Source organism: Clostridium sp. AF20-7, from assembly GCF_003479275.1.
Lineage (GTDB): Bacteria > Bacillota > Clostridia > Lachnospirales > Lachnospiraceae > Otoolea > Otoolea fessa.
The window spans coordinates 57,222-83,493 of sequence record NZ_QUGF01000003.1 but is presented as its reverse complement, the minus strand read 5'-3'; the positions used below and the strand labels follow the sequence as shown (position 1 = coordinate 83,493).

Below are 26,272 nucleotides of genomic sequence, written 5' to 3'. Positions count from 1 at the left end.
GGTTCTATTTAGAATCTTTCAATTCTTCTTCGGTCACGTGTTTGTGCGTATACAGATGATCCATGCAATATTCCAGATTTCCCGCACACTTCGAACAATAGCGGAATTCCAGGTTCGGATCGTCCTTCTCGGTACGTCCGCAGACCGCGCATTTGTGGCGGGTCAGGGAAATTTTCTGGATCTGCGCTTTCTGCATCTCGTTTTTGAACTTCTGCTTGCGAACCGCCTCTTTCGGGCTGATCTTCCGGTAGTTACGCGTCATCAGGAAGAAAATGATAAAATTGAGCATCGAAACAACAATCTCAATTTTCGCGATAATGCCACCCGTTAAGAAACTGTAGACCAGAAGCGCTCCGTACATCATTCCGAGGTATTTCGCCCGGATCGGAATAAAAATCAGAAGGAACTGCATCTCCGGGAAAGTGCAGGCAAACGCCAGAAACAGCGATTCATTTAAGTAATACGGGGACATCGGCACCGAAAAGCCGGTCACACCGTACACCAGAAATGCCGCGATGATGTGTCCCAGCACGCCCATAAAGAAAAACATATTAAATCGGAAGGTTCCCCACACGCGCTCCAGCGTCGAGCCAATCGAATAATAGAGATACATCGCAAGCAGCGCAAACAGTACGCCCGACTGAGGCGGGCATACGAGAAAGGTCACGATTCTCCACACCTGCCCCCGCAGGATCGCCGCCGCATCAAGTGCCAGATACTGCACGTAAAAATATGGATTAAACAGGCTCATCACAAATCCAGCCGCATACATCATGATGATGTAGTACATCAGATTCGGGATCGCAAACCGACCGAATTTGCGCTCTAATTTTCTAAAAAAATTCATAATTCACATCCTTTTCCGTTTTCCTTCCATTATAGAGAGCGGCGGATTCTTTGTCAAATTATATTGTCGCTTCCACCACGTTATCTTACGGCACATTCGGTTCCAAAAGTGCACGCCTGCGCTCTGTAATGGCTGCATTCCAACTCAGAAAAAGCGGTATTTTCCACGCAGAAAATGCCTTTCCTTGTACAGGAACGCCCTTCTCCCATTATGCGCTATATTAACAAATTTTGCACATTTTTAGCATCTTTTTAACGCACCCTACCGATTGTTTTCTTCCTTATTCTATGTTAAAGTATAGCCGAATACATGTGTAATACAAAGGAGGGAAGGGGCACTGCCCCGATTGTACATGAATTCCTGTAAAAAATTAGGAATCGACATCGGTTCCACAACGGTTAAAGTATCTATTATTGAAGACGGCGGTAAGCTTCTTTTCGCCGATTATAAACGTCATTTTGCAAACATACAGGAGACGCTCGCGGACCTGCTCCGTGAGGGTGAAGAGAAACTTGGCGCACTGACCGTCGAGCCGGTCATCACTGGTTCTGGCGGTTTAACACTTTCTAAGCATCTGGGCATTCCATTTGTCCAGGAGGTTGTGGCGGTTGCCACATCCCTGAAGGATTATGCCCCGCAGACCGACGTTGCCATCGAGCTTGGCGGCGAGGATGCGAAAATTATTTATTTTACCGGCGGCATCGACCAGCGTATGAACGGAATCTGCGCCGGAGGCACCGGCTCTTTTATTGATCAGATGGCTTCGCTGCTTCAGACGGACGCATCCGGTCTTAATGAGTACGCGAAAAATTACAAGGCAATCTATCCGATCGCGGCGCGCTGCGGCGTTTTCGCCAAGACGGATATCCAGCCTCTCATCAATGAGGGCGCAACCAAAGAGGATCTGTCCGCCTCCATTTTCCAGGCGGTTGTCAACCAGACCATCAGCGGTCTGGCATGCGGCAAGCCGATCCGCGGCAATGTTGCGTTTCTCGGTGGACCGCTTCATTTTCTCCCGGAGCTGCGCGCGGCATTTATCCGCACCCTGAATCTGGGGGCGGACCAGATCATTGCCCCGGATCACTCGCATCTGTTTGCGGCGATCGGCGCGGCGATGAACTCTGATCCGAAGACAACTGCCAGCCTGCACGATCTGATCGAACGGCTTTCCCACGGCATCAAGATGGATTTCGAGGTAAAGCGGATGGAACCCCTCTTTACTGATGAAGCTGACTATGAAAAATTCAGAACCCGCCATGCAAGTCATGACGTCAAAAAAGGTGATTTAGCGACCTACGAAGGCAACTGCTACCTCGGCATTGACGCCGGTTCCACCACAACCAAGGTGGCGCTTGTCGGCGAGGACGGCTCTCTTCTATACCGCTTCTACAGCAACAACAACGGCAGCCCGCTGGCGACGGCGATCCGCGCGATGCAGGAGATCCACGACCAGCTTCCTGAGAAAGCACAGATCGCTTATTCCTGCTCCACCGGTTACGGTGAAGCGCTCTTAAAATCTGCCCTGATGCTGGATGAGGGCGAGGTCGAGACGATCTCCCACTACTACGCAGCGGCGGCATTTGAGCCGGATGTAGACTGCATCCTTGATATCGGCGGTCAAGATATGAAATGCATCAAGATCAAGGACGGCACCGTAGACAGCGTACAGCTCAACGAAGCTTGTTCGTCCGGCTGCGGCTCCTTTATCGAGACATTTGCTAAATCCTTAAATTACAGCGTACAGGATTTTGCCAAGGAGGCACTCTTTGCCAAAAATCCGACCGACCTCGGTACCCGCTGTACTGTTTTCATGAACTCTAACGTCAAACAGGCGCAGAAAGAGGGCGCTTCCGTCGCAGATATTTCTGCCGGACTGGCTTACTCCGTCATCAAAAACGCCCTGTTTAAAGTTATCAAGATTACCAACGCCTCCGATCTCGGAAAACACGTGGTCGTACAGGGCGGTACCTTCTATAACGATGCGGTTCTCCGCAGTTTTGAGAAGATCTCCGGCTGTGAGGCAGTCCGCCCGGACATTGCCGGTATCATGGGTGCCTACGGCGCGGCTCTGATTGCCCGTGAGCGCTACGATGCTTCCAAGACGACCACGATGCTGCCGATCGACAAGATCTTAAGCCTGACCTACAAGACGACGATGGCACGCTGCCAGGGTTGTACAAACCACTGCGTCCTGACGATCAACCGTTTCGATGGCGGACGTCAGTTCGTGACCGGAAACCGCTGTGAGCGCGGACTGGGCGGCAACAAACAGAAAAAAGACATTCCGAACTTATTCGACTATAAATACCACCGTATGTTCGATTATGAACCGCTGACCGCCGATCTGGCGCCGCGCGGTACCGTCGGCATCCCACGTGTCCTGAATATGTATGAAAACTACCCGTTCTGGGCAGTCTTCTTCAGGGAACTGGGGTACCGCACCGTTCTGTCCCCGAAATCGACAAGACAGATCTACGAACTTGGTATTGAATCAATCCCGAGCGAATCCGAGTGCTACCCGGCAAAACTCGCGCACGGTCATATCGAATGGCTGATCCGCCAGGGACTGACCTACATTTTCTATCCGTGCGTTCCTTACGAGCGCAACGAAACCCCGGAAGCGGGAAATCACTACAACTGCCCGATGGTCACATCCTACGCGGAAAACATCAAAAACAACGTAGAATCCCTGACGGATCACAAGGTACATTTCCGGAATCCGTTTATGGCATTTACAAATGAGGAAATCCTGACAAAACGTCTGGTCGAAGAATTTACCAGGGATCAGTCGATCCCGGAGAAAGAGATCCGCGCCGCCGCTCACAAGGCATGGCAGGAACTCATCGCCTCCCGTCAGGATATGGAAAAGAAGGGCGAGGAAGTCATCGCCTGGTTAAAAGAAACCGGACACCACGGCATCGTGCTGGCAGGCAGACCGTACCATGTAGATCCGGAGATCAACCATGGCATTCCGGAACTCATCACTTCCTACGGTTTTGCCGTGCTGACCGAGGACTCCGTCTCCCATTTAGGACGCGTTGACCGTCCGCTGATCGTCACCGACCAGTGGATGTACCACTCCCGCCTCTACGAGGCAGCTTCCTATGTGAAGACACAGCCAAACCTGGATCTGATCCAGCTCAACTCCTTCGGATGCGGTCTGGACGCAGTTACTACTGATCAGGTCAATGATATTCTGACCCGCTCCGGCAAAATTTATACGCTGCTCAAGATCGACGAGGTCAACAACCTCGGCGCCGCACGTATCCGTGTGCGCTCCCTGATCGCCGCAATCCGTGTGCGCGAGATGCGCCACTACCATAAACCGATCGTTTCCAGCGCATACAGCCGTGTTTATTTCACGAAGGAAATGAAGAAAAACTACACAATCCTCTGCCCGCAGATGTCGCCGATCCATTTCGACCTCATCGAACCGGCAGTCCGAAGCTGTGGTTACAACCTGGAGGTACTGCAGAACTCCGACCGTACCGCTGTCGACACAGGACTTAAGTACGTCAACAACGACGCCTGCTACCCGTCCCTGATCGTGGTTGGTCAGATCATGGATGCGCTGCTCTCCGGCAAATACGACTTAGAGCACACAGCCGTTATCATGAGCCAGACCGGCGGCGGCTGCCGTGCTTCCAACTATATCGGCTTTATCCGCCGTGCCTTAGAGCGCGCCGGTATGCCGCAGATTCCGGTTATCTCGTTAAATGCCAACGGCATGGAGACGAATCCGGGCTTTAAAATCACCCTGCCGCTTCTTACCAAAGCAATGCAGGCGGTTGTCTACGGCGACCTCTTCATGCGGGTTCTCTATGCGACCCGCCCATACGAAGCAAAAGCCGGCTCCGCCAACGCCCTGCATGAGAAATGGAAAGCAATCTGCATCAAATCACTGCAGAAACGTTCTTTATCCATGGCAGAGTTTAACCGCAACATCCGCGGTATTGTTCATGACTTCGACGAACTTCCAAGACGCAATGTCCAAAAACCGAGGGTTGGCATTGTCGGCGAGATCCTGGTAAAATTCTCCCCGTTAGCAAACAACCACGTGGTAGAGCTTCTGGAAGCCGAGGGTGCCGAGGCTGTAATGCCGGATCTGCTTGATTTCCTGCTTTACTGCTTCTACAACAGCAACTTCAAAGCCGACAATCTGGGCGGCAAACGTTCCACCGCACACCTGTGCAACATGGGAATCTCCCTGCTGGAGTATTTCCGCCGCACCTGCCGCCGCGAACTGGAACGCAGCACACATTTCCTTCCGCCTGCACGGATTCAGGATCTGGCGTCGATGGCGAAGCATTACGTTTCCCTCGGCAATCAGACCGGCGAGGGATGGTTCCTGACCGGCGAGATGCTGGAACTGATTCACAGCGGCACGACGAACATCATCTGCACCCAGCCGTTCGGCTGCCTGCCGAACCACATCGTCGGAAAAGGCGTCATCAAGGAACTGCGCGCCAGCCATCCAGAGGCGAATATCATCGCCGTAGACTACGATCCGGGTGCCAGTGAAGTCAATCAGTTGAATCGTATCAAACTGATGCTTTCCACCGCACAGAAGAACCTGTCAGAAGGGAAAAAAGATTCGAGAATTGGATGATTTTGGATAAAATTTCCAGCTGACTTTTAAAGACGTCTGTGATATAATAAATTTATATGGAGTTTAAGATAGGCTATGGATTCCATAGCCTATCTTCTATATAGGGGAACAAAAAGACAGACTAAAAGGAGATCTCAGGATGAAATCAAAATTATTCCTCTGCGCGGCTCTGGCTGCGGCTCTCTACGTGACGCCGTCTTATGCAGCTGATTATTCCGCACAGGTTGTGAGTTTTTCTCAGGAGAACCCGGACAACCTCTCCATCGAGCTGACCGGCTCCAAAGTAATTACCGACGATTTTTCATTCAAACTTCCATCCCAGGCATTTTCGAGACTCATCATGGTTCCGAGCGGGGATTCCTACGAGGTATATGAAAAAACAGCCTATGAAGCCAACGGAGGCGGACTTCTCTTCCGCATTCTCGCATTTGAGGACACGCACTACCGCGATTTAAACGGCTGCACCATCTTAGGCTTCTGCGGCAACAAGATCTTCATTCTGGATCCGCACTACGACGAGCAGTATGCCAGCGACAGCGAAGAATATACACAATGCAAAGAAATCGTGACCTCGATCAAGAAGAGTTTCATTTCCTATATCAAAGACGCCGGGACGGTTGAGTAGCATCGAATCGAATATAAATATGCAAAAAGAACGTCAAATTCTAAGTTTTTCGCTTGGGTTTGACGTTCTTTTTTACTTTAAACTCTTCTATTTTTGGCTCTTCTATTTTCGTCTTTGTGCCATAGAGGTCCCTTACAAGACCGCTGATGGTCGTGTACTGGCTTCTACGCAGGTAACGGACTGCCAGCATGGAAGAAACAACCGCGCCGATCGCCCATGCTGTATCATACCAGCCTGCCAACAGCCCCACGGTAAAGGCGTTCTCCGCGATACCGATCGTCGAAGCGCCGCCGATCGCCAGACCCGCGATACTGGCTGCCACGACAAACGCATTATTTTTTCCTTTATATAAAAGGAAGTTCTCTGAATCCTTTTTCTGGCTGTAAGACACATAGATACTGATGCCAAACAGCAGAAGCACATATAAAATAACAATTAGCAGCGGAATATTCATTACTTCGCGCCTCCATTTTCCTCTGCCTCGCGGCAAATACGCTCGTAGGCTTCCTTTGTCTGTGGGAGCACGCTTCCGCCGTACGGAATTACATATACATCTTTTCCGTTAAAGTCTACCTCTGCCAGCAGAGCCTTCATATCTTTAAACGATCTTACGCCCATATCCCGAACCAGCTCCGGCTCCATGGAAGACAGAAGCAGCGTCTTCGAACGACGGATGGACTCGCAGGCTGCGTAGAAAATATAGCCACCGATGGTGAAAGACGCACGCAGTGCCTCATCCAGGCATCCCTTAGAGAGAGGCTTAATCCAGTCGAAGAAATCCTTGGAACCGCTTCCCTCCGGGCATTCCGCCAGCATAATGAGTGTACCGCCCTCTTTGACCGCTCTCGATGCGTTAAACAGCGTCTTGGTGGACTGATAAAAATTCAGATCCTTCGGGAAACCGCCGCAGCTTGCAATTACGACATCTGCCTGATAGTCAATCGGCAGTCCGTATCCCTTCTGTACATAACTGCAGCTTGCCTGCCATGCCTTGTCAAACTCACCACAGAATAAACCGCTGTGGCGGGAAGATGTATCTACCACGATATTGATACCGAATGTAACATGTACCATGGCACCTGCCTCGCGCATATCCAGGTTGATCGGGTTGTTCTCCACCAGACCGCTGCCGACACGCACATCCGTCATCGGTTTCTCCGGATCCAGCGCACGCTCATGGTTCATGCGGATCGTCTCACGGGAAGCAATACCTGGAACGATGCTCTTTCTTCCGCCGCCGTAGCCTGCCATCAGATGGTGCACCGTACCGCCGATGCAGATGACCTTTCTGCCGACTGCCAGAGGATTGACCGATACACGCGTTCCAAAGGACGTCGTACCGATGTATACCAGATCCGGCGCATCGCAGTCATGGTCAGTCACGCTCGCTACATGGTCGTAGACAAACTCGCTTGCAAGTTTTCTGCGATCCTCCGCCGTATTCTTGCGGTGTGTTCCCAGTGCAACCACAACCGCAATCTGGTCATATCCCACGCCTATCTCATCGTGCAGATATTTTACCAGAAGCTCGCAAATCACGTCCTGACGCATCCAGAAACGCGTCATATCACTGATCACGATCGTAACCGGATCGGTCGGTGCAATCAATTCCTTTAACGGCTTCGTGCCAATCACACCATCCGTCACACAATGCAGAAATTCTGCTTTTATATCTTCAATGACCCGCATCTTATTTTCATACAGGTATTTTACACTCTTCGCTCCGTCAACCTCAAAATCGACCGCCGACGTTCCGTACTTTAAATGTACTTGCTCCATTGTCTTTCTCCTTCACATTTCCTCATCTGCGTTAAACGTTTGCACTTTAAACCACTAAAGCGCATAATAAAGCACCTGTTTTGTCAAGTCTTTCACAAAACAGGTGCTTTATTTTTATAATTTATATGATATTTTTCAATCTTCCCGGTACGCCGCATACATCTGCGTCGTCGCCATATCCGAATGTCCAAGAATCGTCTGAACCGCCCGCATGTCTGCACCTCTCGCAATCAGGTGCGCCGCAAAGGAATGGCGCAGCGTGTGCGGCGTGATATCTTCCTCAATCCCGGCTTTCTCACCGTAATATTTGATAATCTTCCAGAATCCCTGCCGGCTCATCGCGCCGCCTGTACAGTTGACAAAGAAATAGTCCGATCCCTTTCCACGCAGCAGCTCGTTTCTCGCATGTTCCAAATACTCCTCCAGCGCTGCTTTCGCCGAACGTCCAAATGGGATCGTCCGTTCCCTCTCCCCGTCGCGACAGACCAGAAATCCAATGTTCATATTGATATCTTCCATCTGGATCCCTATAAGCTCTGACACCCGGATTCCGGTCGCATATAAAAGAGCCAACATCGCCTTGTCCCGAATCTCCTTCGGTGTCTGCCCGGATGGCTGTGCCAGAAGCGCTGATACCTGATCGACACTCAGGACCACCGGCGCCTTTTTCTCCACTTTCGGCGCATGCAGACTTTCCGCCGGGTTCCGCCGGATGCATGCCTGCATACATTCATAATTAAAAAACGCTTTCATCGCCGCCATCATCCGTGAAATGGTGGTAGCCGCCTTTCCCTGCTCTTCCATATGAAGAATATATCCATGCAGGCTGGTCTTTGTCACCTTCGCCGCCTCCCGGATCTCTTTCTCCTCCAGATAAGTAATCATCTGCATCAGATCTCTCCGATATGACTGTACGGTATTTTCTGATGCCTGTTTTACCTCCCGCAGGTACTGTTCAAATCTGTCTACTTCCCCTCTCATACTTCCCCAATCTATTCTCGTAACCATTTCCGCCATTCTTTTATTCACGGCATTTTCTGCCAAAGCCCCAGCCTGCAGGGCAAATATCGTTCCGCGGCAATCCTATCGATTCCTCCATCTGAACCATCCATTCTCCTGAGGTTTTCTCACCCTATCTGCAACTTACCTTCTTCTCCACAAACAGGGCTTTTATCGTCCGCAGGTATCATTATATCTACATTTTCCCATAAAATCAAACATAATTTTCCCCACTTTTCCTACATTTTTCGACTGATTTACATAAAAATACAACATATGGTGCGTCCACTTTTTTCACCCCCATATGTTGTAAATTTTGAATTATATTTTTATTCGGACAGCCCCATTAAAATGGGCAGTGTGAGACCAGTAATGATACAAAACCAGGATTCAGCCACACTTCCAGCGCTGTTCCCATCCCCAGCACCAATAAAAGGATTAAAAATCCAGCCGTCCGTATCCGCCTCTCCTTTGCAAGCGCCCAGGAAAGAAGCAGCCAGAACACAGGAATATAAAACACCACCTGTGGAAATAACGTCGCCACAAATACAGGCAGTCCCCAAAAACCGCCCCAGCCAGTAAATCCTGCCAGCAGCCATGCCTGCTCCAGACCTAAGACGAGACAAGCCCCCCACGCAGCCAGGCATGCGACCGGAGTCATACCTGCCAGCCACAGCATCAGCGCCATCCCTGACCGCTGCAGCCAGACCTGAAAAAACAAAGTTCCCCGGCTGGCTGCCTTCATTCCGGCGTTTAGATGCCACCCGGCACCCGATGGATCTCCAATTTCTTGTCCAAGCCTCGCTGCCAGCACACTTTCCAGCCCGGCATGTCCGCTCCCGGACGAAATTTGAAAACAAACGGCTGCTATCGTCCCCAATACAATCCCAAGGATCCAAAAAAACACTGATACATCCCAGGTACTTAAAGCCGGAAGCCGGAATCTCCTTTTCACATGCAATCCCTGCCTATTCCTTTGTTACCTTATCTGTATTCAGTGTTTTTTATAATATGCCTTTATATCTGCCTCTATATGCTGTTAGCTTCATGCGTCTTTCAGCGTTTAATCCATATATTTATTTCATCACAGATGCTCACAGTGCTTCGCTGATCCTTATTTTTACTTCTGTCCTGCTTTGCAGGCATACGCCAGAATCGCGGACACAGTCTTTCCATCCGTCAGCTCTCCTGCGTAGATCCGTTTCAAAAGGTCGGAAAGTTCCCACGCCTCTATCTCAATCTCCTCGTCCGGGTCAAGATGCTGATGGGTTTTCTTGAGATCGCGTGCCAGAAAAATATCCAGCGCCTCATCACAGAACGCGATCGTTGTGTTGACGCTCATCAGATATTCCAGATGGTCACAACGGTAGCCCGTCTCCTCCTCCAGCTCGCGGTACGCGCAGTCAATCTTCGCCTCATCCGGCGAATCCAGCTTACCAGCCGGAATCTCCAGTGTATAGCGGTCCAGCGCATTGCGGTACTGACGCACCATGAGAATCTTTCCATCCTCCGTAACCGGAAGCACCGCTGCCGCGCCGTCATGATGGATAAAATCCCATTTTGCCTGATGTCCGTTTACCTCGACGGTATCTTCGTACATTTTCAAGATGGTTCCCTGATATTTTAACTCTCGTTTCAGGCGTTTGACCGGCACGGACTCCAGCGATGCCTGCTTTTCTACTTTCTGTTCCATATTTTCTCACCCTTATATCCAGGTTCCTTCTGGGTTCTTTTTCAACATTTTTTCACTATTTCAGGTCGATGCACTTCTCATAGCATGCGTCACATGCCTTGATAACCGCATTCCGCAAACCATACTCCTCCAGGACGCTGACCGCGTAGATCGTCGTACCGCCCGGCGAGCAGACATCATCTTTGAGTGCGCCCGGATGCTTGCCGGTCTCGAGTACCATCTTCGCACTGCCGACAACGCCCTGCGCCGCCATCCGGTAAGCCACATCTCGCGGCATGCCGTACTTAACGCCCGCATCTGCCAGCGCCTCGATGAACATATAGATGTATGCCGGTGCACTGGAACTGATACATACAACCGCATTCATCATATATTCCGGAACGATCTCCATCATACCAAAAGATTCAAAGAAATTGCTGATCATCTGCTTTTCTGTCTCTTCAAACAGCTTCTTGTCGTAGCAGACACCTGTCATACCCTCGCCGATCAGCGCCGGCGTGTTCGGCATCGCACGCACGATACGGCGGTCACCGCCCAGCTTCTCGTTGACACTGTCAATCGTGATACCCGGTGCAATCGAAATAATAATATTTTCTTTCGTTACATGGTCCTTGATATCTGCCAGTACATTGTCATAAAACTGCGGTTTTATAGCTAATACGATATATTTTGCATTTTCCGCACAATCCTGGTTTGTGTCAACCGCCTTGACACCTGTCTCTTTCTCTATCTGTGCCACTCTCCGGCGGTTCAGATCCGTAAAAGTGATGTCTTCCGTTTTATATTTGTTCAGCAGGCTTCGCATGATCGCATAGCCGATATTTCCCATTCCGATAAAACCAATTTTCGCCATAATCTTTGTCTCCCTCCATCTGCCATCCGGCACTTCCCTGCCGGATGAGCCTCCATTTGTTGTCTGACTGCAGCTGCTCTTTCCAACAGCCACATCTGGCTTTCTATTCAGCATCTTGGTAACGGTTCAATCTTCTTACCATTACGCCACAATAAATGCATGAAGCTGCTAAATAATCACTATTTTTCAACTCTATCATGCTATAATACTCGTCTTTTGGACAGTTTGCAAGCAAAATTTCTCCGCCTGCCTTCACGCTCACGACCCTTTATTTTACCCTGCTCATGCAAATTTTCAGTCTGTCCGAAAAACAGAGTTTCCGTTTTCCGCTTCATGAAAAAAAAACTGTATTTTTCTGTATTTCTTTCTCTCTCAAAAAAGATGTAAAGAATGTGCTTTGGCACATTCGGGCGTCTCGCGCGGTCGCTTGCGACATGTTTCTGCTTCGCGCGAGCGCGCATCCTCGCGGAGCGTTTTTTTGTTTCATAGGACGCAATTTCCCATGAAACAAAAAAGTCTTATGAATGTAATGTATCTTCATCCATAAGACTTTTATTTTCATGCTCAAGTTTACTCCATGCAGCCCTGCTGCCGGGTTTTATTTGGCGTACTCGGTAACTCTCGATTCACGGATTACATTGACCTTGATCTGTCCCGGATACTGTAACTCTTCCTGAATCCGCTTTGAAATCTCTCTCGCCATCAGAACCATATCATCGTCGCTGACCTGTTCCGGTACAACCATGATACGCACCTCGCGACCTGCCTGAATTGCGTAGGATTTATCAACACCCTTATAGGAGTTCGTGATATCCTCCAGCTGTTTCAGACGGTTGGTATATGTTTCCAGAGTCTCTCGTCTCGCACCTGGACGTGCCGCTGAAATCGTATCAGCTGCCTGTACCAGACATGCAATCAAGCTCTGTGGCTCTACATCGCCGTGATGGGCTTCCACTGCATTGATAACGGTTGCGGACTCTTTGTACTTCTTACAGAGCGCCACACCCAGTTCTACGTGGGTTCCCTCCTGCTCGTGATCGACTGCCTTTCCAATATCATGTAATAAACCTGCACGTTTGGCGGTCCGTACATCGACGCCCACCTCAGCCGCCAGAAGTCCGGCTAACTGTGCAACCTCAATCGAATGCTTCAATGCATTCTGACCGTAGCTTGTCCGGAATTTCATCTTACCAAGCAGCTTGACAAGTTCCGGATGGATACCATGAATGCCAACTTCCAGAAGAGCCGCTTCGCCCTCCTCGCGCATCATGTTTTCCACTTCTTTCTGTGCCTTCTCTACCATTTCTTCGATTCTGGCTGGATGAATCCGTCCATCCACAATCAGACGTTCCAGTGCAATACGCGCTACCTCTCTCCGGATTGGATCGAAGCCAGACAGGACAACTGCCTCCGGCGTATCGTCGATGATCAGTTCCACGCCCGTCAGAGTCTCCAGTGTACGAATATTTCTTCCCTCACGTCCGATAATTCGTCCCTTCATCTCATCATTCGGAAGCTGTACGACTGATACGGTTGTCTCAGCCACATGATCCGCAGCACAGCGCTGAATCGCTGTCACCACATAATCCTTGGCTTTCTTCTCTGCTTCCTCTTTCGCTTTCGCCTCGAGATCTTTGATCAGCTTCGCCGTATCATGCTTTACATCTTCTTCCACGGAACGCAGCAGATATTCCTTTGCCTGTTCAGAGGTTAAACCGGAGATCTTCTCCAGTTCCAGCATACCTTTCTCATAGAGAGCCTCTGCCTCCGCAGTCTTTCTCTTAAGTGCCTCCTCCTTGACATTCATACCCGCTTCACGCTTTTCCATCGCTTCTGCTTTTTTGTCCAGGTTTTCTTCTTTGCTCAGTACACGTCTTTCATAGCGCTGAAGCTCAGCTCTTCTTTCCTTTGTTTCTTTCTCAAGCTCATTCTTTGTCTTTAACGACTCTTCCTTCGCTTCAAGGAGAGCTTCTCGCTTCTTTGTCTCAGCAATTTTCAATGCTTCATCTATTATTTCCCTGGATCGTTCTTCTGCGCTTCCAATCTTCGCCTCATATGTCTTCTGGCGATGCTGGTTCGCAACGACCCAAGTAATAGCTGCTACAATAACACCTGTAACGATAACCGCAATTATTACTTGTGACACAGGAGCACCTCCTTATTTAGTTTTCATTGTACGAAAATACAATACTATAATTTTAAACGGTTTTATACAGTATGTCAAGCAGAATAAGCGCTTCCTAACCTGCTTCCTGAGACACCTTCAGACAGCGTTCTGTTCTGTTTTATAATACATTTGCACGTTCACAGTCATGAAACAAAATCCATTCAAAATTATCTTTGGTAAATGACTCTGCGCCTGAAAGTCAACCAAGTGCATCCTCCTGCTCCTTCATCTCTCTCCGGATATCTTCCCATGAAAATCCCCGCCTCATCAGATAGGCAATGATCTTTTTTTCCTCCTCCGGCGCTGTCTCTCCCGCCCTGTAATGCTTTTTTTCAAGCAAGACGCGGATTGCCTCGCCCGAATCATGTTCTGTCTCTTCCAGCTGCTCCCGGATGATCTCGCGCGATATGCCTTTTCGCTGCAGGTAAAGCTTCAATTCCGCCTGGCTTTTCCGCTTTCCATGAACCTGCAGGTAATTCGCCGCATATCTGGCATCGTCCACAAAATGATATTCCTGCAAAAATCCAATCGTCTCCTGCACGATCGAATCCGGATACCCGTCCTGAAAAAGGCGGCGGCACATTTCTCCTTCCGTCCGGTCCTGCACCTTCAAAAGATTCAGCGCCCGCTCATGTGCCCGGCGGCTTAAAAGATCCAAAAGCTCCCTCTCCGTTCTTTCTTCCAAAACCGCGCCTTCACAGACACCGTATTTTTCTAATTCCCCATTATATAAAAGAAAGGCAAAGTCCTCATCCGTGAAAACTTTGCACTTTCTCTTATCCAGGGATTCTACGCGTTCAATCCGCATATACAGCCCCTTTTCATAGCTACAGTTCACACGCTGCCAGCTGTAACTTTTCCTGTTACTGTTCACACATATGTGCCCTGTAACAGGATTTTGCTCTATTTTTCGTCCTCTGCGTCCACTCCTACCGGCGGAAGCTCCGTCGGTGCTTCCTTGGACGCCTCCGGCATCATCGTGTCTTCGGAAAGTCCGTATTTGACACGTACCTTGTTCTCAATCTCAAGGCAGATTTCCGGATTTGCTGCCAGGAAATTCTTCGCGTTCTCGCGTCCCTGACCGATCTTGCTGCCCTCATAAGCATACCAGGCGCCGCTCTTCTCCACGATGTTCTCCTTCGCCGCCAGATCCAGGATATCGCCCTCACGGGAAATACCTTTTCCGAACATGATATCAAACTCTGCCTCACGGAATGGCGGAGCAATCTTGTTCTTCACAACCTTGATGCGGACACGGTTTCCAATCACTTCGCCACCCTGCTTCAGAGACTCAATTCGGCGGACATCCATGCGGACAGAAGAATAGAACTTGAGTGCCCGTCCACCGGTCGTAACCTCCGGGTTTCCGAACATGATACCAACCTTCTCACGCAGCTGGTTGATAAAGATAACGATACAATTTGAACGGCTGATTGCTGCGGTCAGCTTTCTGAGTGCCTGCGACATCAGACGTGCCTGCAGACCTACGTGGGAATCACCCATCTCGCCGTCAATCTCTGCCTTCGGAACCAGTGCGGCAACCGAGTCCACAATCACGATATCGATCGCACCGGAGCGCACCATCGTCTCGGTAATCTCAAGCGCCTGCTCGCCGTTGTCCGGCTGGGAGATATACAGATTATCGATATCAACACCGATCTTCTTCGCATATGCCGGATCGAGTGCGTGCTCTGCATCGATAAATCCAGCGATACCGCCTCTCTTCTGTACTTCTGCCACCATATGCAGGGCAACCGTCGTCTTACCACTGGACTCAGGTCCGTATACCTCGATGATTCGTCCCTTCGGAACACCGCCCAGTCCCAGTGCAATATCCAGGCTCAGGGAGCCGGTCGGAATCGTCTCTATATTCATATTCGCACCAGAATCACCCAGCTTCATCACTGAGCCTTTTCCGTATGCTTTCTCAATCTGTGTCAACGCAGCATCCAATGCTTTCAGCTTGTCTTCTTTATTCATCTTTCCCTCCAAAACGCCGCTCCGCGGCCAATCACGAACAAATGTTCTAAACTTAGCTCTATCATAGCGGATCCGGCTGTAAATGTCAACTGTTTTCTTTTGGTTTTCCCCCGGACGCACTGCAGGATGCTGCCGGATCTATAACCTGATTCTGCGATTCAAAGTATCTACAATTATATCATTTTCCGGCTGGTTCTGTCTATTATTTTGCCGAGAAAAGCTGCTACCCGAACTGTGTCGTACGGAATTTTCAGTTCGGAAAATTCCGTACGACACAGTTACGCTGCCACCATTACTGTTCACACAAAACCTTCCGTTGCAAAAATGCCTGCCTGTACACGTCATCTGGCACCGCCCCGCTTCTACTCTAACAGCCGCCCGATATCCAGTGCTCCCCAGCCCTGCTGGTTGCGCGGCAGCCCCAGATCCACTGCCCGCTCTTTAAAGCGAAGCTTCACATCCCGGTTCGTCATGTCCGGGTTCTGCTCCAGCAGAAGCGCCGCCGCCCCCGCGACAAGCGGCGTAGACATGGACGTCCCGCTTTTAAAACGGTACCCGTTCCGCCGCAGGTTACAGCTCACAATCCGTGATCCAGGCGCCACAATGTCCGGCTTGCAGATACAGGCGTCCGTCGGACCCCGCCCCGAATAGTCCACCATCCGGCTGCCTGCCACCTCTACCTCCCGGTCATCATCCGCACATCCCACCGTGATGACCTTCCGGCTGATCCCCGGTGTTGTGATCGTGTGCGCGGCTGGACCATTATTTCCCGCTGCCACCACGACCACATACCCGGCATCCCACGCCGCATCGACACCGCGCACCAACGCCGAATCTTCGCTCATTCCCTTCGGTGTAAAGGAGCCAACCGATATATTGATAATCCGGATCCCGTACTGGCTGCCATTCTGGCGCACCCAGCGAAGCCCTGCCAGCACATCCGATACATACCCATTTCCCCTCTGATCCAGCACTTTCAGGCAGACCAGCTGCGCCCCCGGCGCCACACCCTGATAGCGTCCCGCCGACGCCGTGCCGCTGCCGGCAATCATCCCTGCCACATGCGTTCCATGCCCATTGTCATCATACGGCTGCTGTTTTTTCTTAAGGAAATCCCGAAATCCGTAAACGCAATTTTCCAAATCCGGATGCAGAAATACCCCTGTGTCCAGGATCGCCACCCCGACGCCTTTTCCTGTCAGTCCTCGTCTGTACGCCTCATTGCAATGAATCCATTCTCTCGCCCGGTTCACAGGAAAAAGCCCCCATATTCTTCCCTTACTGTTAGAATATGGGGGCTTTCGCCGTATGTGAATGCAGCCTGTTATTTGTGGAAGCTGTAATAGACGGTTCCGCCTGCCAGTCCACCACGGAACTGCGCCAGCTCACTGACCGTCACCAGCTGATAGCCGCGCTCCACAAGCGCCGGAATGATCGTGACTGCCGCGTCACCGGAAGCATTGTAAAGCTCATGCATCAGAACCACCGAGCCATCTTTTACCTGGTTTAACACGGTCTGCACCGATGAAGCCGCATTGCGCGTCTTCCAGTCCAGCGTATCCACATCCCAGAGTACGATCGGCTGGCTGATATTGGCAAGCACAGTGCTGTTTTTTCCACCGCCCGGAAGACGGACTGTTTTCGGTGCCTCGCCTGTGATCGCGGCAACCGCCTGATTGCAGGCCTCCACCTGCTGACGAATCTCCTGTGCGCCTAACTTCTGGAGATACTTGTGATCCTGCGTGTGATTTCCAATCTCATGCCCATTGGCATACATCCGCTGAATCTCACTCTTATAGGAATTCACACGGTTTCCGACCACATAAAAGGTCACACGGCCGCCGTACTGCTCCGCGCAGTCCATGATGCGGTTTCCAACCGGGGCATACGGACCATCATCAAAGGTCAGTGCCACCATCGGTGCATTCGGATCGATATAACGACCGCCGCTGGCTACCATTCCATCCGGAACCTGGCTGTCCCCCTGCTCCGTTCCCTGTGTCTCAGAAGCAGTCTGTCCGTTATTTCCTGTCTCCTGGTTCTCTGTTGTCTGCTGTCCTTCCGCTGCGCCAGCATGATTCTCGCTGCCAGCAGCCGTCTGTGCATCCCCCGCCTCATTCTGGGAACCGGACGCCTGCTCCCGCCTCTGAATCAGCTCCATATCCGATGCCGGTCCGGACGGCACATCATCCGCATACGCCGCAAACGACGCCCCTACCGTACAGACCGCCGTAAGTAACAGTGCTGCTGCTCTCATTTTCCATGTTTTTCTCATACCGCTCCAAAACCTCCAAATTGTTTTCTTTTTCTTCTGCCATTCCGATGCAATCCGGAACAGCCGACCATGTGACATACTCACGTACAATGGTTTTATTATATCACACTCTTCCTTTATTAAGAACACTTCGTCCCATTTTACTTCTTACATTTTTCTGACAAGGTTAGTGTTCACGCATACGTGCCCAGTAACGGAATTTGCCGTGGCTTCGCATTTAAATACGGCAAATTCCTGCTGCCGCCACGTTCTCTTATGACGCTTTCGATCCCAAATGTGCCTGTAAACAGTTCCAAAGAATATTCATAAGTATTTTTAATAAATATTTCATATTGTGTAATACGCCTAATATATGATATGATAAAAATGATGTCGTTACGCATCACAACGCGTGCAACGTAACACATGGAGTTTATTGACAAAAGAGTTGAAAGGAAGTAACAAATGGGCGGATTTTTTGGTGTCACATCAAAAACAAACTGTACACTGGATCTTTTTTTTGGTACGGACTATCATTCCCATCTGGGAACACGACGCGGTGGTATGGCGGTTTATGGAGAAAACGGTTTCAGCCGTTCTATCCACAATATCGAGAATTCCCCGTTCCGTACAAAATTTGAGCACGATGTCGATGAAATGCAGGGTAACATGGGCATCGGCTGTATCTCAGATATGGAACCGCAGCCTCTGTTAATTCAGTCGCACTTAGGAAGCTATGCCATCACCACAGTCGGCAAGATCAATAATGAAAAAGAGCTGATTCAGGAAGCATTTAAGAAAGGGCATATTCATTTCATGGAAATGAGCGGCGGCAAGATCAATGCAACCGAGCTGGTCGGCGCCATCATCAGTCAGGCAGATTCCCTTGTTGAAGGTCTGAAACTGGCACAGGAAAAAATCAAGGGTTCCATGACCATTCTCCTGCTGACCCCGGAGGGCATCTATATCTCCCGTGACCGCCTCGGACGTACCCCGGCGATCATCGGACGCAAAGATGGTGCGTTCTGTGTTTCCTTTGAAAGCTTTGCATACATCAACCTTGGATACACGGACTACAAAGAACTGGGACCGGGCGAGATCGTCCGCATGAACGCCGACGGCGTAGAGGTACTCAGCCCGGCTCGCAAGGAAATGAAAATCTGTTCTTTCTTGTGGGTTTACTACGGTTATCCGACCTCCTGCTACGAAGGAATCAACGTCGAGGAAATGCGGTACCACTGCGGTCGTATGCTTGCCAAACGCGATCAGTCCGACGCCGATCTGGTAGCCGGAATCCCAGATTCCGGTATCGCGCATGCAGTCGGCTACGCCAATGAATCCGGCATTCCATTTGCCCGTCCATTCATTAAATATACCCCAACCTGGCCGCGTTCCTTCATGCCGACCACCCAGAGCCAGAGAAACCTGATCGCACGTATGAAGCTGATCCCGGTAGACGCCCTGATCCGCGACAAGAGCCTGCTCTTAATCGACGATTCCATCGTCCGCGGCACCCAGCTCGGCGAAACAACCGAATTCCTGTATCAGAGCGGTGCCAAAGCAGTACATATCCGTCCGGCTTGTCCGCCGCTGCTGTTTGGATGTAAATATCTGAACTTCTCCCGCTCCAATTCCGAGCTGGATCTCATCACACGCCGCATCATCCGCGACCGTGAGGGCGACAATGTTTCCCCGGAGCTTCTGGATGATTATGCAAACCCAGACAGCCAGAATTATAAGGAAATGGTCGAAGAAATCCGTAAACGCTTAAACTTTACCTCCCTGCAGTTCCACCGCCTCGACGATTTAATCGAATCGATTGGCCTGGAACCGTGCAAGCTGTGTACGTATTGCTGGAACGGAAAAGAATAATATTGTAGAATACGTTTCTATGATAACCAAAATGGCAGCCCATCAATTTCTGCTGATGAGCTGCCATCTTTATTCTGTTAATTCTCTGCCAATCGTTTTATCAGCACCGTGCCTTTATAGTTTATACAAGCACATCGCCAATACCCACATCACTTCTGCCCTGTCACCATCATATAACGGTTATGTGCGTCCTTCAGACAGGCAATGAGCGGCTTCTGAGTCAGTGCAAAATACCTTTCCCGGATACTCTGCTGCATCTCGTCCAAATCCGTTTTCAAACTCTTTCCAAGCAGCATCGACACAACAAAATTGCGCGTCACCGACAAAATCGTATTGCACTCCAGATCAAGAATCTTTCCCGTCGCCCGTTCTACTACAAAACTCACATAAAACTCGCCGTGCAGGCTGTAAATCGCGTCCTCCTTGCTCGGTTTCGCCTGGCCTACAACCAGAATCGTATCATCCTTATACATTATATCGTTTCCCCTTTTCTTCGAAACTGCCCTGATAAAAGCAGTTTCATCCATATACTGGTTTTATGATACCATGTTCTTAGGAAAGGTACAAGCTACGCTTCCTCGGAACCATATAAAATATGTAGGATTAGTTACTGTTCACGCATACGTGCCCAGTAACGGAATTTGCCGTGGCTTCGCATTTAAATACGGCAAATTCCTGCTACCACCACGTTTTCTTACGGCACTTTCGGTTCCAAAAGTGCCTACCCGTGAACAGTAACTAGGATTACAATACATCATAAAAGGAACCAAACGCTCTCACGAGAAAAGGGATCGAAATCGACCCCTTTTCCCACTCTTCTTAGGTTAACAAGTATGGTTAACAAATAGTTAACAAGTAATTAACAAATGATGTACTTTTTACTGCTTTTTACCACATCTAACCACCCTTAAAACCCTTGAAAAATCAATATTTTTTAGAATTTTCCAGCTGTAGCTGCTTCCTCAATCGAAACTGCAACCGCCACAGTAGCGCCAACCATCGGGTTATTACCCATACCGATCAGACCCATCATCTCTACATGAGCCGGTACAGAGGAAGAACCTGCAAACTGTGCATCGGAGTGCATACGTCCCATGGTATCAGTCATACCGTAAGAAGCCGGACCTGCTGCCATGTTATCCGGGTGAAGGGTACGTCCTGTACCGCCGCCGGATGCTACGGAGAAGTATTTCTTGCCTTTCTCTACGCATTCCTTCTTATATGTACCTGCTACCGGATGCTGGAAACGGGTCGGGTTGGTGGAGTTACCGGTGATGGAAACATCTACGCCCTCTTTCCACATGATCGCTACACCCTCGGTAACGTCATTTGCACCATAACAGTTTACTTTCGCACGAAGTCCCTTGGAGTAAGATTTTCTCCACAGTTCTTTCACTTCGCCTGTGTAATAATCCATCTCTGTCTCTACATATGTAAAGCCGTTGATACGGGAAATGATCTGAGCCGCATCTTTGCCAAGACCGTTTAAGATAACGCGAAGCGGTTTTTTACGGACTTTGTTTGCTTTCTCTGCGATACCGATCGCACCCTCTGCGGCTGCAAAGGACTCATGACCTGCCAGGAAGCAGAAGCAGTCGGTCTCTTCTTCCAGAAGCATCTTACCTAAGTTTCCATGTCCCAGACCTACTTTACGCTGATCTGCTACGGAACCCGGAATACAGAATGCCTGCAGTCCCTCGCCGATCGCTGCCGCCGCATCGGCAGCTCTGCGGCAGCCTTTCTTGATTGCGATTGCCGCGCCTACCGTGTAAGCCCAGCACGCATTTTCAAAACAGATTGGCTGGATCTTCTTTACCTGATCGTATACATCCAGTCCGGCATCCTTCGTGATCTTCTCAGCTTCTTCGATCGAAGCAATGCCATAGCTATTTAATACGGAATTGATCTTGTCAATTCGTCTCTCGTATGATTCAAATAATGCCATTGTGATGTTCCTCCTTAACTATGTACCCTGTGATTATTTGTTACTGTTCACGCATACGTGCCCAGCAACGCAATTTTGCCGATGCTTCGCATTCCAAATCGGCAAACTCCGATGTCAGAAATGTATCGTACGGAATTTTCAGTTCAGAAAATTCCTATCTATGTACAATAACAATTATTCCTGTCTCGGATCGATAATCTTAACTGCATCGTCTACACGGCCGTACTGACCTTTTGCCTTCTCATATGCAGTGGTCGGATCGTCGCCCTTCTTGATGAAGTCGGTCATCTTACCTAAGTTTACAAACTGGTAACCAATGATCTGATCTTCTTCATCCAGTGCAATTCCTGTTACATAGCCTTCTGCCATCTCAAGGTAACGCGGACCTTTTTTCAGAGTTCCGTACATCGTACCTACCTGAGAGCGGAGTCCTTTTCCAAGGTCTTCAAGGCCGGCACCAATCGGAAGCCCCTCTTCAGAAAACGCACTCTGCGTTCTGCCATATGCGATCTGGAGGAACAGCTCACGCATGGCGGTGTTGATTGCATCACAGACAAGGTCTGTATTTAATGCTTCCAGTACGGTTCTTCCCGGAAGAATCTCTGCTGCCATCGCTGCAGAATGGGTCATACCAGAACATCCGATCGTCTCTACCAGAGCTTCCTGAATGATACCTTCCTTAACATTCAGGGTCAGCTTACAAGCACCCTGCTGCGGCGCACACCAGCCAACACCGTGTGTTAAACCGGAAATATCCTTTACTTCTTTGGACTTAACCCACTTTGCTTCCTCCGGGATCGGAGCAGCGCCGTGATTTACGCCCTGGGCTACTGGACACATATTTTCTACTTCTTGTGAATAAATCATTGTAAGACTCCTTTCGAAATGATTGGATTTTGTACTTTGTTAATTTTATCACATCAATCCTGTCCCTATTATCTCACGAAATTCTCAATTCGTCCATATGTTTTTTGTAACTTTTCAGACGGTTTTCTCATCTTTCTTTCTCTCCAAAAAAACATACAAAAACACGACAAAACTAACGAACAGAATACATCCCTTTACCATGCTGGAAATACTTAACGCCCACCAGATACCGCTAAGTCCCATCACAGAGGACAACAACACCGCCACTGGGATGCGCGCGGAGGTAAAGGTCACGCTGACGATCGACGGATACAGCGTCCGCCCCAGACCGGAAAACGCACCGATCGAGGTCTGTTCCACCATCATAAACATCTGGCTCAGTCCCACGATCCGCAGGTAATTGACGCCGAGCGCCATGACCTCTTCTTCCTGCAAAAAGATCGAGAACAGCGGACGCGCCATTCCGATCAGCAAAAATGTCGTGCAGAGTCCCCACGCCGCCGTCATCGCGATCGCACAGAAATAGCCGCGGCGCACACGGTCATACCGCTTCGCCCCATAATTCTGTCCGAGGAATGCATTGACTGCCGCCGAAAAGCCATCTCCGACCATCCAGGAAACGGATTCAATCTGACTGCCAACACGCTGTGCCGCCACTGCCAGATCACCCCATCCGGTGATAAGGCGGGTCAGAATCATCGAAATTCCTGCGTAAATCAGGTTCTGCACCGCCGACGGCACACCGATCCGCACGATCTCCCTCCAAACCTTCACTGGAACCAGCACCCAGATACGCAGATGCGGAAACAGCACCTTTTCCCGCAGGACTGCCTTGAAAAACAGGAGGCTTACGAGCGCCTGTGCCGTGACCGTCGCAGCCGCTGCTCCGCTGACTCCCAGTTCCGGAAATGGTCCGATTCCAAAGATCAGCACCGGATCCAGCACAACATTGAAGACAAGCCCCGCCACATTGACGATAAACGGTGTCCGGCTATTTCCCGCCGCCGTCAAAAGTCCTGTCAAGATCGCATTTAGATAAGAAAAGATCACAAGCCCACAGGCGATCCGCACATACCATTCTGCCTGTGCAATCACCTCCGGGCTGTTTAATTTAAAAAATCCAATTAACCGACTGGCTCCAAAGAGCGAAACCAGCCCATACAGCACGGCAAACAAAATTCCCAACTGCAGCGCACCTCTCGCATACTGCGCCGCACTGTCATTTTCTCCCGCACCAAGACAATGGGCGGTCTTTACCTGACCGCCCGTCCTCGCCAAAATCGCAAATCCCTGTGAAAACCAGGTATACATACCTGCCGATCCCACCGCCGTGACGGCGCCTGCCCCGAGGCGTCCGATCCACGCCATATCAGTCAGATTGTAAAGCATCTGAACCAGAGAGGTCGCCATGATCGGAAGCGCCAGCCGGGTCAGTGCCGGGGCGATTGCTTCATTCAGCAAATCTACATGATGAGATTTCATTATTTTGCAGAAAGATACTCGTCGATGCCTCTTGCACCTGCTCGTCCGGCTTCCATCGCGAGAATAACCGTAGCCGCGCCAGTCACTGCGTCGCCTCCGGCGTAAACGCCCTCTTTCGTTGTCTTTCCATTGCTCTCATCCGCCACGATACATCTCCAGCGGTTGATCTCAAGACCTTTGGTCGTATTGGAAATCAGCGGGTTCGGGGAAGTACCCAGCGCCATGATAACGGTATCTGCATCGATCGTGAAATCGGAACCGACCACCTCAACCGGACGTCTTCTTCCAGATTCATCCGGCTCGCCAAGCTCCATACGGCGGCATACGATGCCTTTGACCCATCCGTTCTCATCCTCGAGAATCTCAACCGGGTTGGTCAGAAGGTCAAAATGGATGCCCTCCTCTTTTGCGTGATGTACTTCCTCCACACGTGCCGGAAGCTCTTTCTCACTTCTTCTATATACAATATGAACTTCTGCACCGAGACGCAGAGCCGTTCTTGCCGCATCCATCGCTACGTTTCCGCCGCCGACTACAACTACCTTCTTCGATTCCATGATCGGTGTGTCATAATCATCGCGGAATGCCTTCATCAGGTTATTTCTGGTCAGGTACTCATTTGCAGAAAATACGCCGTTGGCATTTTCACCCGGAATACCCATGAACTTCGGAAGTCCGGCACCAGAACCGATGAAGACTGCCTGGAAACCTTCTTCATCCATCAGTTCGTCGATTGTGATAGATTTTCCGATAACTACGTTTGTCTCAATCTTAACGCCCAGCTTGCGGACATTCTCGATCTCCGGCTGTACAACGCCGCTCTTCGGAAGACGGAACTCCGGAATGCCGTAGGTCAATACTCCGCCCGGCTCATGAAGTGCCTCGAAAATGGTTACTGCATAGCCCAGTTTTGCCAGATCGCCTGCACAGGTCAGACCTGCAGGACCGGAACCGATGACTGCTACTTTCTTTCCGTTTGTCTTCTCCGGCGCTGCCGGTACAAAACCATGCTCACGGGACCAGTCTGCCACGAAGCGCTCAAGTTTACCAATGGAAACCGCCTCGCCCTTGATACCGCGCACACACTGTCCCTCACACTGGGATTCCTGTGGGCAGACACGTCCACAGACTGCCGGAAGTGCCGAAGAAAGTGCGATGACTTTCGCTGCCTCCTCAATATTTCCCGCTTTTACTTCCTGGATAAACGCCGGAATATTGATGGAAACCGGGCATCCAGCGATACATTTTGCATTTTTACAGTTCAGACATCTCTCAGACTCCGCAACTGCTTCTTCCATATTATAGCCGAGACATACCTCTTTAAAATTAGTCGCACGTACCTTCGGATCCTGCTCTCTGACCGGCACCTTTTTCATCATATCTCTCTTTGCTTCCATTATTTGTCACCTCCGCACTGTCCGCATCCGCCGTGATGAGTATCGCCCTCTTTCAGGCGCAGCATCGCTCTGCCTTCCTGAGTCTTATAAATTCTCTGACGTTCCATCGCCTCGTCAAAATTAACAAGATGTCCATCAAACTCCGGTCCGTCTACGCAGGCAAATTTGACCTGGTCGCCTACGGTGACACGACAGGCACCACACATACCGGTTCCATCTACCATGATCGGGTTCAGGCTGACAATCGTCGGAATCTCCAGTTTTTTCGTCAGCAGGCAGACAAATTTCATCATGATCATCGGTCCGATTGCAACACAGACATCGTACTTGCGTCCCTGTTTTTCAACTAAATCCTCGATGACACCTGTAACCATACCTTTAATGCCAAAGCTGCCATCATCGGTTGTGATGTAAAGGTTTCCGGCTGCCTTCTCCATCTCCTCGGTCAGGATCAGCAGATCTTTGGTCTTAGAACCTACGATAACATCTACATCAATGCCGTGCTCATGCATCCATTTTACCTGCGGATAAACCGGAGCCGCACCGACACCGCCGGCTACGAAGAGGTATTTCTTCTTTTTCAGCTCTTCTACATCCTCATGGATAAACTCGGACGGATTTCCAAGCGGTCCTACGAAATCATGGAATGCATCCCCAGCCTTGAGGGTGCTCATCTTCTCGGTAGAAGCTCCCACGGTCTGGAATACGATCGTGATCGTTCCTGCCTGACGGTCAAAATCACAGATAGTCAGCGGGATTCTCTCGCCCTCTTCGCCCATCTTGACGATGACAAATTCGCCCGGCTCACATGCACGCGCTACACGCGGTGCTTCTACAACCATCAGATAAATCTTATCTGCCAGTTTTTCAGCTTTTAAAATCGGGTACATTCTATTCCTCCTT

General features: G+C 50.1%; 22 protein-coding genes. 4 read left to right on the top strand and 18 right to left on the bottom strand.

Annotation, left to right across the window (positions count from 1 at the left end; all coding sequences use genetic code 11):
* Positions 1-4 precede the first annotated feature (4 nt).
* Positions 5-847 carry a hypothetical protein gene (locus DWX68_RS03530; protein ID WP_107000332.1) on the bottom strand — a complete coding sequence of 281 codons (843 nt, stop codon included), beginning with the start codon at positions 845-847 and terminating at the stop codon, positions 5-7.
* Positions 848-897: 50 nt separating this feature from the next.
* Here DWX68_RS03530 and DWX68_RS14615 point away from each other — a divergent pair, with 50 nt between their 5' ends.
* From DWX68_RS14615 to DWX68_RS03520, 3 genes are all read left to right on the top strand, one after another.
* The gene (locus DWX68_RS14615) at positions 898-1,071 is read left to right on the top strand and encodes a hypothetical protein (protein ID WP_182432128.1); all 174 of its coding nucleotides are present in this window, start codon (positions 898-900) and stop codon (positions 1,069-1,071) included.
* 128 nt (positions 1,072-1,199) lie between these two features.
* Complete coding sequence (locus tag DWX68_RS03525; RefSeq protein WP_118628630.1) at positions 1,200-5,456, top strand: 2-hydroxyacyl-CoA dehydratase; 4,257 nt, start codon at positions 1,200-1,202, stop codon at positions 5,454-5,456.
* 139 nt (positions 5,457-5,595) lie between these two features.
* Positions 5,596-6,081 carry a hypothetical protein gene (locus DWX68_RS03520; RefSeq protein ID WP_118628629.1) on the top strand — a complete coding sequence of 162 codons (486 nt, stop codon included), beginning with the start codon at positions 5,596-5,598 and terminating at the stop codon, positions 6,079-6,081.
* 40 nt (positions 6,082-6,121) lie between these two features.
* Here the strand turns inward: DWX68_RS03520 and DWX68_RS03515 are convergent, their stop codons facing one another.
* The 11 genes from DWX68_RS03515 to DWX68_RS03460 all read right to left on the bottom strand — a co-directional run bounded on the left by DWX68_RS03515 (position 6,122) and on the right by DWX68_RS03460 (position 17,827).
* Entirely contained in the window at positions 6,122-6,535 is a 414-nt protein-coding gene (locus tag DWX68_RS03515; RefSeq protein ID WP_243027519.1) for a hypothetical protein, read from the bottom strand.
* Positions 6,535-7,860 (bottom strand): nickel-dependent lactate racemase, encoded by a 1,326-nt coding sequence (gene larA / locus DWX68_RS03510; protein WP_118628628.1) that lies wholly within the window; start codon positions 7,858-7,860, stop codon positions 6,535-6,537. The genes DWX68_RS03515 and larA overlap by 1 nt, the downstream gene beginning before the upstream one ends.
* Positions 7,861-7,995: 135 nt before the next feature.
* Positions 7,996-8,841: a site-specific tyrosine recombinase/integron integrase gene (gene xerA, locus DWX68_RS03505; protein ID WP_118468091.1), complete on the bottom strand. Its 846-nt coding sequence runs from the start codon at positions 8,839-8,841 to the stop codon at positions 7,996-7,998.
* A 364-nt stretch (positions 8,842-9,205) separates the two neighbouring features.
* Positions 9,206-9,814: a hypothetical protein gene (locus tag DWX68_RS03500; protein WP_118523674.1), complete on the bottom strand. Its 609-nt coding sequence runs from the start codon at positions 9,812-9,814 to the stop codon at positions 9,206-9,208.
* Between the two features lie 165 nt (positions 9,815-9,979).
* Positions 9,980-10,552 carry an NUDIX hydrolase gene (locus DWX68_RS03495; RefSeq protein WP_118293596.1) on the bottom strand — a complete coding sequence of 191 codons (573 nt, stop codon included), beginning with the start codon at positions 10,550-10,552 and terminating at the stop codon, positions 9,980-9,982.
* A 55-nt stretch (positions 10,553-10,607) separates the two neighbouring features.
* Entirely contained in the window at positions 10,608-11,519 is a 912-nt protein-coding gene (proC, locus tag DWX68_RS03490) for a pyrroline-5-carboxylate reductase (RefSeq protein WP_347472256.1), read from the bottom strand.
* Between the two features lie 484 nt (positions 11,520-12,003).
* The gene (gene rny / locus DWX68_RS03480; protein WP_107000340.1) at positions 12,004-13,551 is read right to left on the bottom strand and encodes a ribonuclease Y; all 1,548 of its coding nucleotides are present in this window, start codon (positions 13,549-13,551) and stop codon (positions 12,004-12,006) included.
* Positions 13,552-13,771: 220 nt separating this feature from the next.
* Complete coding sequence (locus DWX68_RS03475; protein ID WP_118628627.1) at positions 13,772-14,380, bottom strand: regulatory protein RecX; 609 nt, start codon at positions 14,378-14,380, stop codon at positions 13,772-13,774.
* A 95-nt stretch (positions 14,381-14,475) separates the two neighbouring features.
* The gene (gene recA / locus DWX68_RS03470; protein ID WP_022359677.1) at positions 14,476-15,552 is read right to left on the bottom strand and encodes a recombinase RecA; all 1,077 of its coding nucleotides are present in this window, start codon (positions 15,550-15,552) and stop codon (positions 14,476-14,478) included.
* A gap of 362 nt (positions 15,553-15,914) precedes the next feature.
* Entirely contained in the window at positions 15,915-16,805 is an 891-nt protein-coding gene (locus DWX68_RS03465) for a S8 family peptidase (protein WP_022359678.1), read from the bottom strand.
* A 71-nt stretch (positions 16,806-16,876) separates the two neighbouring features.
* Entirely contained in the window at positions 16,877-17,827 is a 951-nt protein-coding gene (locus tag DWX68_RS03460; RefSeq protein ID WP_117796355.1) for a polysaccharide deacetylase family protein, read from the bottom strand.
* A gap of 444 nt (positions 17,828-18,271) precedes the next feature.
* On the opposite strand from DWX68_RS03460, the gene DWX68_RS03455 reads away from it, so the two are divergent.
* On the top strand, positions 18,272-19,678 hold the full coding sequence (locus tag DWX68_RS03455) for an amidophosphoribosyltransferase (RefSeq protein WP_107000345.1): 1,407 nt from the start codon (positions 18,272-18,274) through the stop codon (positions 19,676-19,678).
* Positions 19,679-19,827: 149 nt separating this feature from the next.
* On the opposite strand, the gene DWX68_RS03450 is transcribed toward DWX68_RS03455, so the two are convergent.
* The 6 genes from DWX68_RS03450 to DWX68_RS03425 form a co-directional block, all read right to left on the bottom strand.
* The gene (locus tag DWX68_RS03450) at positions 19,828-20,151 is read right to left on the bottom strand and encodes a DUF3870 domain-containing protein (protein WP_022359681.1); all 324 of its coding nucleotides are present in this window, start codon (positions 20,149-20,151) and stop codon (positions 19,828-19,830) included.
* 461 nt (positions 20,152-20,612) lie between these two features.
* Positions 20,613-21,623, bottom strand: coding sequence for a GGGtGRT protein (locus tag DWX68_RS03445; RefSeq protein WP_107000346.1), 1,011 nt, complete (start codon positions 21,621-21,623; stop codon positions 20,613-20,615).
* 174 nt (positions 21,624-21,797) lie between these two features.
* Positions 21,798-22,490, bottom strand: a complete 693-nt coding sequence (locus DWX68_RS03440; RefSeq protein ID WP_022359683.1) for a hypothetical protein — start codon at positions 22,488-22,490, stop codon at positions 21,798-21,800.
* 114 nt (positions 22,491-22,604) lie between these two features.
* The gene (locus DWX68_RS03435; RefSeq protein WP_347475157.1) at positions 22,605-23,951 is read right to left on the bottom strand and encodes an MATE family efflux transporter; all 1,347 of its coding nucleotides are present in this window, start codon (positions 23,949-23,951) and stop codon (positions 22,605-22,607) included.
* 20 nt (positions 23,952-23,971) lie between these two features.
* A complete protein-coding gene (gene gltA / locus DWX68_RS03430) occupies positions 23,972-25,369 on the bottom strand; it encodes an NADPH-dependent glutamate synthase (protein WP_118467845.1) in 1,398 nt (465 codons plus the stop codon).
* Positions 25,369-26,259, bottom strand: a complete 891-nt coding sequence (locus DWX68_RS03425; RefSeq protein WP_022359686.1) for a sulfide/dihydroorotate dehydrogenase-like FAD/NAD-binding protein — start codon at positions 26,257-26,259, stop codon at positions 25,369-25,371. Before DWX68_RS03425 ends, gltA begins: the two co-directional genes overlap by 1 nt.
* Positions 26,260-26,272 lie beyond the last annotated feature (13 nt).